This window comes from Hassallia byssoidea VB512170 (assembly GCF_000817785.2).
GTDB classification, from domain to species: Bacteria; Cyanobacteriota; Cyanobacteriia; order Cyanobacteriales; family Nostocaceae; genus Hassallia; species Hassallia carrinoi.
On the sequence record NZ_JTCM02000168.1, the window covers coordinates 1 to 9,482 of the forward strand.

The window sequence follows — 9,482 nt, forward strand, 5'->3', positions numbered from 1 at the left end:
AAGGGGAGACGCGAAGCGCGAACATAAAAAATACTCGTGGGTGGTTGCGGATCTACCTAACTTGCCTGTCCACATTTGTCGTGGGTTATTGCAGGGGAAACACCCATCAACAAAAACCAGCAAGTAAGAGATGCGTTCTCGATCGCGTCTGTTGTTTTAGTAAACAGGTGTGGCTATTAAAATATTTAGTTGTACTTAAGTTTACCGTATCAGTTTTTCCTCTGTTCTCGCGCTCCCGTGCGATCGCGCTGGGTACAGGTTACGCCAACGTCCAAAAAAATCTTAACCTTTATAAAGAACAATTCCTCACACATTAAGAAATACTATGGCAGCTGCCTTGCCAATTCAACTGCCGAATATCGAAAGCGCGATCGCGCTAGCGGGACAACATGAAGAAAATCTCAAAACCATATCCAGGCAAACAGGAGCTAACCTGGTGCTGCGGGGACAGGAATTACACATTGCTGGTACAGAAAAACAAATTGATTTAGCTACTCGATTAGTGCGATCGCTTGAAGATTTGTGGACTAGTGGTAATACCATCACTAGCGCTGATATTTTAACAGCTCGTCAGGCTTTGGATAGCGATCGCACTGAAGAACTACACGAGTTGCAGCGAGATGTTCTTGCCAGAACTCGCAAAGGAGAAGAAATCCGAGCCAAAACCTTTCGACAGCGACAGTACATCAACGCTCTACGTCAGCGAGACTTGACATTCTGCGTCGGTCCTGCTGGTACTGGTAAAACTTTCCTCGCTGTTGTCGTTGCCGTGCAAGCACTTCTTGCCAACGAATTTGAAAAGCTTATTTTAACTCGTCCTGCCGTCGAAGCCGGTGAAAAACTCGGCTTTTTGCCCGGAGACTTACAACAAAAAGTAAATCCCTATCTCCGTCCGCTCTACGATGCCATCAATGAATTTATCGACCCCGAAAAAGTACCGAATTTGATGGAACGCGGTGTAATAGAAGTTGCACCCCTCGCCTACATGCGGGGACGCACTCTCAACAACGCTTTTGTGATTGTAGACGAAGCTCAAAATACCACACCCGCTCAAATGAAAATGGTTTTGACTCGTTTGGGCTTTCATTCTCGCATGGTGATTACAGGTGACATAACACAAACCGATTTGTTACCTCACCAAGAATCTGGATTATCGGTGGCGTTACATATTTTAAAGAATGTTCAAGGCATTTCCTTTTGCCAATTTTCTCAAAAAGATGTCGTGCGCCATGCTTTAGTTCAGCGAATTGTCGCTGCTTACGAACAACACGAAAAATAAAAGCGTGGATAGTGGATAGTGGATAGTGGGGCATGGGGCATGGGGCATGGAAAGCATCTTTTATTACCAATGCCCATTGCCGATTGCCGATTGCCCAACAACTAACCACCAACAACCAACAACTAACAACTAACAACTAACAACCAACACCCAACTATGACTTTAAAAGAATTTTTAGAAGCTTGCGAAACTCTGGGAACTTTACGTTTAATTGTTACTAGCAGCGCTGCTGTATTAGAAGCGCGTGGCAAAATAGAAAAGCTGTTTTATGCAGAGTTACCCAAAGGGAAATATGCTAACATGCACACTGAAGGTTTTGAATTTCACTTGAATATGGATAAAATTACTCAAGTAAAATTTGAAACGGGTGAAGCGAAGCGAGGCAATTTTACCACTTATGCCATCCGCTTTTTAGATGAGAAACAAGAAGCCGCTTTAAGTTTATTTTTACAATGGGGTAAACCGGGAGAATATGAACCCGGTCAAGTCGAAGCTTGGCACGCTTTACGAGAACAGTATGGAGAAGTTTGGCAACCCGTACCTTTGACAGAAATTAATGGGTAATTGGTAATTGGGAAGGCTAGAATAGATAATTAGTTGACAAGTTGTCAGTGTCGGGTATCGGCACTTCTTACCTTCGGTGTGCGCGATCGCGTTTTCTAAAGAGCTTGAGTGCGATAATTAATATTTACAAGCAACGGAAAGAGAATTGCCATGTTAACAACTTCCATCCGCTTGCAATTAGAACCCGGTCAAAAAGTAACCCTCCAGCCGGTAACTTGGCAACGGTTTGAAGCGATTTTAGCTGAGTTGGGAGAAAAGCGTTCTTCAAGAATTGCCTATGCCAATGCAATTTTAGAAATCATGGCACCATTACCAGAACACGAATCCTTATCTTCTTTGAAGGTAGGGTGCGTTAGGGAACCGTAACGCACCCTACATTTTATTACTATGCCTTATGCTCAATTACCAATTCTCAATTCATTTCAGTAAACTCAAATACATCGTACTCACCACCGCGAAGTACGGATTCTGTGTGTTTTCCTTGGAAGCGCTTGCCGAAAGTTTGCTGTAGTGCCCCCCAAACAGCACCGAGGGTGTAAGTACATTTACGGTCTGAACCTTGAGGTTCCCCCGTAGAACATAAAGTTTCGCTAGTGTAAACTTTGATAACATCTCCTTCGGCTTTGATACGATTAATGATACACAAACGAGTACCATCTTTACCAAAAGCAAACCCAAGTTTGGAGGCAATATCATCTAAAGACAAGTTTGCACCTGCTAAACCTAATTCTTGTGCCAAATGTTTACCACGTCTGCGACCGGCTGAAATTAAAGCGATCGCTATTGCTTTTTCACCCAAAGCATCTTCCATGCCGACAATTGCCGACTTGAAACAAACTATACTACTGAAATCTCCCAGTATTGGACGTGACATAAACGATTCTCCTAAAATTAATTTTTTATTTGTGCAGTCTCAGGTTGAAAACTTAAGGAAGATGGACATTACATCTTTTCCAAATTTTTTCTTTTATTTTGCCAAAATTAAAGTTACAAATTAGTTGTAAATTAATAATGGCAACTTAAGAAAGAAAATCCGCAATCCACAAATCTGAATACGGGTTGCTTCGTGTTATTAGCTAACCAAGCAAAGGTGCAATTCTAGCAACGGCTCGTTTAATTTCTAGAAACAATAAGCCTTGTTTTACCGACGCATTAGCGAGAACTAATAAAACAGCGTCATTACTACAGCCAACCAAAACTCCGTAGCCTTTCTCACCTTCGACGACAATCCGCTCAACATTACCGCGAGACAGTTCGCGTCCGATGCGTTCGCCCAAAGAAAGCATAGATGCAGACATTGCAGCGGTACGTTCGTCGTCCATACCTCCAGGTAGCACCGAAGCTAAAGCCAAGCCATCAGGACTGACTAAAGCTGCGCCTTGAACATCAGAGGTGCCGCTAACAAAGTTTTGCAGTTCGTCTTGTAGCATCGAAGTGTTAATCATGACTTTTTCCTCCAAAATTATTGGTAAATCTATTTCCCTGTTTTCCGTACTTATTGGTAACGTAAATTCCGTAACTAGTGGTAGTTTCTCAGTATTGTCCGCAAGTACCGATAACGGATTATTCTCCGTTGTTGGCAATTTTGATGCATTTACAAACTCAGTAGGCGTTTTCTGAAATGCCCTTGCGAGTAGCTTCCGGATTTTGCCTAGAGGCATAGGCGGTAAACTGCTTATTCCAATAAAGTTATTTCCATCAGATGCGTTTTGATAATTTACTACTAAGACAAATTAAAGTTAAAAGGAAAACGCTAACAAAAGCAAGAATCCTTTTTTACTTTTGGCATTCTTTTTTTTGCATTCGCTTTGTTTGTTAAAGTTGATGCTGGCAAGATTTGGCTAATTCTAAAACGATCGCCATTAATGCTTCTTTTACTGAAGCAGTTTCGGTAGCATTTACAGCTAACAAAGGCGGTCGAGTAGTTTCATCCACAAATCCCAAAGCTAACGCCACATCTTCGAGTTCCCAAGCATCCGCGCAATCAGTATGAGTCACCCCAATTAAATAAGGAATTTGCACCCTTTCATTCATAAACTTGACAATTTTCCGACCATAACGAAAATGATCCGGGCGGTGTGCAGCTACTAACAGGATGTAAGCTTGAGCTTTACGAATCAAGATGTCCCACATAAAGTCAAATCGCGTTTGTCCTGGTGTCCCATAAAGATGCAGTGATTGATTGGCTGCTATGGTGATCCGCCCAAAGTCCATTGCTACGGTAGTTTTCGCCTTCATTTCTGCTAGTTCATCAGTAACTTCCTTCTCCGTGTCAACGACATCAATTTCACTAATTGTGCGAATCAAGCTACTTTTTCCTGCACCTACGCCACCCGTAATTACTATGCGTAGGATTTCCATTAAGCTTTACTCCTTAAAAAGCCGACTAAATTTTGTAAAAATGCTGTACTTACCTTCAACATGTTTGGTTCTGGGGCTTTTTTTTGTCCACAATTGAAGGCATTTCCTTGACTTTCATCCATCGGGTAATTATTTAGTTCGGGTGTACATTGGTGCAAAGAAACTTCTTCTACCAAACCTGCAAGCATTAGCCGAAAAGCAGCTTGTTGAACTATTAATGTAGGTTGATTGAGTTGAGTTGCGATCGCACTTAAATCAACAGTTCCATTCGCAAACTCCCACACTTGCCACTCGAAAGGATTCAAGCGAAATTGTGGTTTGTTTTGTGTAATACTTTTAATGCCAGAACTGACATCTGGAAGTACATCAGCTAATACTTCCCAGTTTTTCAATGCTCTCAAAGCCATCAGCGCTACTTCAGTTGCTCTTAGGCTTAATCCTGTCATTTCTGTCCAAGGCAAAGTAGCCTTGCTATCAAGTTTAAATACACCGGTTTGGATTTCAAACAGTTCTCGAACTTGTTGCAGTTGACTGGCAAATAATAGATTGAGCTGTTCAGCACTCAGCAATCCTTCGGTTTTCAACTCTAAACCCAAAGGTGTTCCTGTAGCACTTCTAGAAATATTTTCTCTGACTGGGTTACACCACTTTCTTTTGATTATCTTAGATACTAATTCCTGACCATTTAAGCGATTAGCCGCAGCGACAATACGCCCCTGGCGAAACCAAATATAGTAATGTAGGGATTTAGATCCAGCAGCATGAAGGTCTGGTAAAGTACAGACACTCAAACAACCCGATTTTCGCCCTTGATCAATCAGTTGGAATAATTCCGCTAAGGAAAAATCCGTAAAAGAACTAGATAGGCTCATTCGTTCAAGAACTATAAATAGGAATTTATTTGAAATAGCACCCTAAAAATATTTTCACGGAGAGTGCAAACAAAGGAGGAAACCTCCTAAAGCACCAGCCGGCTCAAAAGCAAGTTTTATACCTGATTTTAGTTCAAAGCTACTTGCCCTTTATCTATAGCACCCCATAGAAGCATAGTATACGGTCAAGCTTTAAAAATAAGTAATTCTACAATCACTAAATAATTAAAATCAGGTTATTAAGTATAAATACCTGAATATTTACGTATTATACACATTAAATGACACTATTTAATTCAATAATACCTTAATTAAGGAGAATCATGAGCACTTACTTACCTAAAACTTCAAAAACAACAGTGAGTAAGTATCACAGAGGACAAATTCGCTCTTATTCTAGCTCTGCTTGCTTCTCTGTAACGCCAATAAATTAGATTGGGTAGTTAGGTTTTTGTTTACTTTATTGATGTATATGTTAATTTTAATAAAGAAATTTTAATAAAAATTTGAATTAAATGAGTTTTTAATCAACGAAAAATTAATACTTTGCAATATATATCTCTAATGCTTGCTATGAAAGCGATTTTAAGTGTTTGCTTGATTTTTTTATTTCTGGTGTGTGGTAAAGAAGCAGCAGCGGGAGAATTAAGTCAGCAAGTTCCCGTCTTGGCGCTTTGCGTCGTTCGTGTAGCGTCTCCGACAGGAGATGGGAAACTTGCTGACCCGAAGGGTCAAAGGTTGGCGAATTTTCCTCAGTGGGAAAAAATAACTTCGGTGCGATCGCCTAAAGGTGATTTGATTTATCCTGACTGGATGGCGGGTAATTGGCAGCTTAAAAGCACTTTAATAGATTTGGCTGCACCTTTAGCGCCAGATATAGTTACACCTGGTTTTGAAGGTAATCGCCGACAGCTAAATCAACCTGTGAGTTTTCCAGTACGATTTATAAAACAGCAATTGCCTGTTTCTGGTTTAAAACTCATACCTCGGATAGATACAAAATCGCCCGTTGTAGTTGCGGATAGGGCATTTAATAGCTTGAATTTGGCACGGACTTATTTAGGCGATCGCGTCTTATCAGTCAAAGTAGATCCAAAATCGCCCAATCGTCAAATTACATTGTTAAAAGGCAATCTTCAGTTAGTTTCTATTGTCACCGCACGCGCTACAGAAACTACACCGGATAATAAGTTCATCACTACAGAAGTCTTTCAGCAGCTATTTAAAGGTGGTTCTAATCCTTATTTCAACTCCGTAGAATCAACAACCGCTTACCGCAAACTTTCTACATCTAATCCAGTGATAGAAGCAGATCAAGTGACTGCTGTCTACCTTTCACCCCAAGATCCAGATTACTTCAAAGCCGGCTCTCATCCAGTCGCACTTTATCGCTATCGCTTAGAATTTTTTCCCTCCCAAGTGTCAGCTACTCCCAAAGGATGATTTACTCTATTACTTATTGACTACATTAAGTTACATATGTAGTATTACAAGTCTGTGGCTCAACTGCAACGTTAAGTAGTGAAGAGTTAAACGCGAAAAGTGAGGAGTTAAAACACAATTCATCTGTACAGACGTTCCGTTGGAACGTCTCTACTCATCAAATAGGGTGTATTATGGCAAAATTTAGAGACATTATCAAATACTACGATCGCTATCGAGTAGCGGTTATATTTAGTATTGCCGCAGCGAGCATCTTTGAAATTATCGATTTGGTTGTACCATATGCCACAGGACAAATTTTAAACGTCCTTTCGGGACAACCGCTAGATAATGCAATAGAGAATGCGATCGCTGCAATAGTTAACCTGATTAAATTACCACAAAATCGGTTATCATCTTTGGCAGTGCTAATGACTGTAATCTTCTTAGTTACCGTTGTCAGAGCGCCGATTCAAGTATGGTCAACTTGGTGGTTTCATTGGGATATTGCTTTTCGTGCCAGACGAGATCACTTTAAAGAAACGATAGCGAAAATACTCACTTTGCCGCTAGAATTTTATGACGAAAATAATCCCGGACGCATTGCTGGTAAAATAGCTAGAGGTCTAGAAAATCATACTTTTACTTATCCGGAAATCGCTGGACAAATGATTCCCAAACTGTTTAGAGTATTGGGTATTTTTGTGGTTATCTTGCTGATTGAATGGCGGATTGCGATAGTATTTCTGATTTCGTTCGTGGTAATCCTCAGCTACACCCTGAAAGATTTAAACAAGCTGATGGAACAAGAAAAACGGCTAGATAAGTACATGGAAAATACCCAAAGCCGCAACTCAGAAATTATCACTAACATCAAAACAGTTAAAGCATTTGCCACAGAACCATTAGAATTCAAACGCCAAAAACAACGACTTGACCGCGAGTTTAAAGTACTAGATTACCGCATCCATCTTGGTTACATCAAGCTGGGTACTTTTAGAACGGCATTCGTTCAATTTTGTGTGTTTGCGATACTAGGTTTAACTTTAGCAGCTACGGTAAAAGGTCAAATTTCCTTAGGACACTTTCTCACGACTTTAACAGTTTCCAGCATGGCTTATGCCGAGTTGGAACCTATCAGCAACTTAGCAGAGATTTTTACTCGTCGTTATGCTTCAATGTTGGGCTATCACGAATTAATGCAGCAGCCGATTGGGGTAGATGCAGCTAGTTTGGTAGAAACTGGATCGGCTTATAGTTTCACAGGTAAAATTGAGTTTTCTAACGTAACTTTTGGGTACGATACTAACCGTCCGGTTTTGCAAGATGTCAACTTGTTAATAGAACCATATCAGACAGTAGCGCTGGTTGGGCGATCCGGTTCGGGGAAATCTACGTTAGTGAAATTGCTGTTTCGCTATTTTGACCCGAATCAGGGAAGGATATTAATTGATGGGCAAGATATTATCACATTAGATGTTGGTAATTATCGCCGACGTTTAGCGATCGTTCACCAAGAAGTAGACGTTTTTAACGGTACTTTGCTGGAGAATTTAAGATATGGCAATCAAAGCGCAAGTTTTCAGCAAGTTGAAGAAGCTTGTAGAATAGCCAAATTAGACGACGTAATTCGCACTTTACCCGAAGGTTATTACACAGTTGTCGGTGAACGTGGTGTCAGGTTATCTGGAGGACAAAGACAGCGTTTAGGAATTGCTAGGGCATTATTAGTTGAACCAGACGTGTTAGTTTTTGACGAAGCGACATCTAGCTTAGATTACGAGTCTGAAAGATTGATTCAACTAGCCATGCGATCGATTCAAGGAACTCGCACTACAATAATTATTGCTCACCGTTTGAGTACAGTCCGCGAAGCAGATAAAATTGTGGTTCTAGATCAAGGTAGGATTGTCGAAGTCGGTAGTCATGATGAATTGTTGCGTCATGAAGGAATTTACCGCCGCTTGCACTCGCTGCAAGAAACTGGAGAATTGTTGAGTTAACCCCCTTGTTTTTTGAATAACATCAGAATTTTTTCCGTATAACATCCTCAAAAGGATGATTGTACGGAAATTTTTAGTTTATATTGCCCGAATGCGTAGACGCAAAGCGGTGAAGCAGCGCTGCGCTCCTGGTTTCCCTCGTGCCGGCTCTGCTGAACCCGTTCGCGCAGCGTCTCCGTCAGGAGAAGGGCTTGTCGTCAGACATCGCCTCTATTAAGTGCCACAATAAAAATAACTCTTCATTATTCAACAGCGTTACTCAACTTAACAATTTCTCAACTGATACCTGAATCTCTAAAAATGCCAACGGTGTAATCGTTCCCTTTACAATAATTTGTTCTGTAGTATAATTACCGTCTTTGGGTTCTCGAAATACGATTATTTGCTTTGCAGATAAATCCAAAACCCAATATTCTTGAATCAAAGCAGTAGCGTAAATAGAAGCTTTCAATTCTAAATCTTTCTTCAAGCTTGTTTTGGCAACCTCTACCACCCAAAATATATCTTCAGGTGCAGGATGGCGATTGTTGTAAGCTGACTCTGGTAATCTAGCGATCGCGATATCTGGTTCAGGTTCAGAGTTAGATAGTGTAATCGGTCCATTAAAACGAACATCGGCTTTACCTAAGAGTAACTCCTCTAAGTATTTCGCGCCTCGTTTTGCCGTACTGTAATGAATCGGGGTTTCTGGACTCATTTCAACAATTTCGCCAAAGAGCAACTCTACACGGCGATCGCTCAGAATTCCCGCTTGAACCATGCGATGATAGTCATCCACAGACCATTTAGCTAGCGTCTTCATTGCCGAATCGCTCACATTCCCTTTGTAAACCTAGCTTTATTGTACGTTTTGTTCCGGCAATGCCATTACTCTGTCTTGTAAAGCTTTGATGCCTTCTCTTCTCCCAAAGGGAGACGCTTGCGCGAACGAGAGGCTTCTCTTCGAGACGCTTCGCGAACGCCAACGGCAACTTTGCATAA

Annotated in this window: 11 protein-coding genes; 6 read left to right on the forward strand and 5 right to left on the reverse strand. The window is 41.0% G+C overall.

All coding sequences use genetic code 11. The features are described 5' to 3' along the window. From PI95_RS36490 to PI95_RS33410, 4 genes are all read left to right on the forward strand, one after another. Positions 1 to 317: hypothetical protein (locus tag PI95_RS36490; RefSeq protein ID WP_236117305.1), on the forward strand; the 317-nt coding region annotated here is incomplete at its 5' end. 8 nt (positions 318 to 325) lie between these two features. Continuing rightward, positions 326 to 1,279, forward strand: a complete 954-nt coding sequence (locus PI95_RS33400) for a PhoH family protein (protein ID WP_039748107.1) — start codon at positions 326 to 328, stop codon at positions 1,277 to 1,279. A 156-nt stretch (positions 1,280 to 1,435) separates the two neighbouring features. Beyond that, the gene (locus PI95_RS33405; RefSeq protein WP_039748108.1) at positions 1,436 to 1,843 is read left to right on the forward strand and encodes a ChuX/HutX family heme-like substrate-binding protein; all 408 of its coding nucleotides are present in this window, start codon (positions 1,436 to 1,438) and stop codon (positions 1,841 to 1,843) included. A gap of 150 nt (positions 1,844 to 1,993) precedes the next feature. After that, a complete protein-coding gene (locus PI95_RS33410; protein WP_039748109.1) occupies positions 1,994 to 2,209 on the forward strand; it encodes a hypothetical protein in 216 nt (71 codons plus the stop codon). 46 nt (positions 2,210 to 2,255) lie between these two features. On the opposite strand, the gene PI95_RS33415 is transcribed toward PI95_RS33410, so the two are convergent. From PI95_RS33415 to PI95_RS33430, 4 genes are all read right to left on the reverse strand, one after another. Then, a complete protein-coding gene (locus tag PI95_RS33415; RefSeq protein ID WP_039748111.1) occupies positions 2,256 to 2,717 on the reverse strand; it encodes a hypothetical protein in 462 nt (153 codons plus the stop codon). 202 nt (positions 2,718 to 2,919) lie between these two features. Continuing rightward, a complete protein-coding gene (locus tag PI95_RS33420) occupies positions 2,920 to 3,504 on the reverse strand; it encodes a roadblock/LC7 domain-containing protein (protein ID WP_163519427.1) in 585 nt (194 codons plus the stop codon). 154 nt (positions 3,505 to 3,658) lie between these two features. Then, complete coding sequence (locus PI95_RS33425; protein ID WP_039748113.1) at positions 3,659 to 4,204, reverse strand: GTP-binding protein; 546 nt, start codon at positions 4,202 to 4,204, stop codon at positions 3,659 to 3,661. Next, complete coding sequence (locus tag PI95_RS33430; protein ID WP_039748114.1) at positions 4,204 to 5,076, reverse strand: DUF4388 domain-containing protein; 873 nt, start codon at positions 5,074 to 5,076, stop codon at positions 4,204 to 4,206. Before PI95_RS33430 ends, PI95_RS33425 begins: the two co-directional genes overlap by 1 nt. A 564-nt stretch (positions 5,077 to 5,640) precedes the next feature. Here PI95_RS33430 and PI95_RS33435 point away from each other — a divergent pair. Continuing rightward, positions 5,641 to 6,519: a DUF6816 family protein gene (locus PI95_RS33435; protein ID WP_039748116.1), complete on the forward strand. Its 879-nt coding sequence runs from the start codon at positions 5,641 to 5,643 to the stop codon at positions 6,517 to 6,519. Between the two features lie 173 nt (positions 6,520 to 6,692). Continuing rightward, a complete protein-coding gene (locus PI95_RS33440) occupies positions 6,693 to 8,501 on the forward strand; it encodes an ABC transporter ATP-binding protein (RefSeq protein WP_039748117.1) in 1,809 nt (602 codons plus the stop codon). 259 nt (positions 8,502 to 8,760) lie between these two features. On the opposite strand, the gene PI95_RS33445 is transcribed toward PI95_RS33440, so the two are convergent. Continuing rightward, positions 8,761 to 9,303 (reverse strand): Uma2 family endonuclease, encoded by a 543-nt coding sequence (locus tag PI95_RS33445; protein WP_039748944.1) that lies wholly within the window; start codon positions 9,301 to 9,303, stop codon positions 8,761 to 8,763. Positions 9,304 to 9,482: the final 179 nt, after the last annotated feature.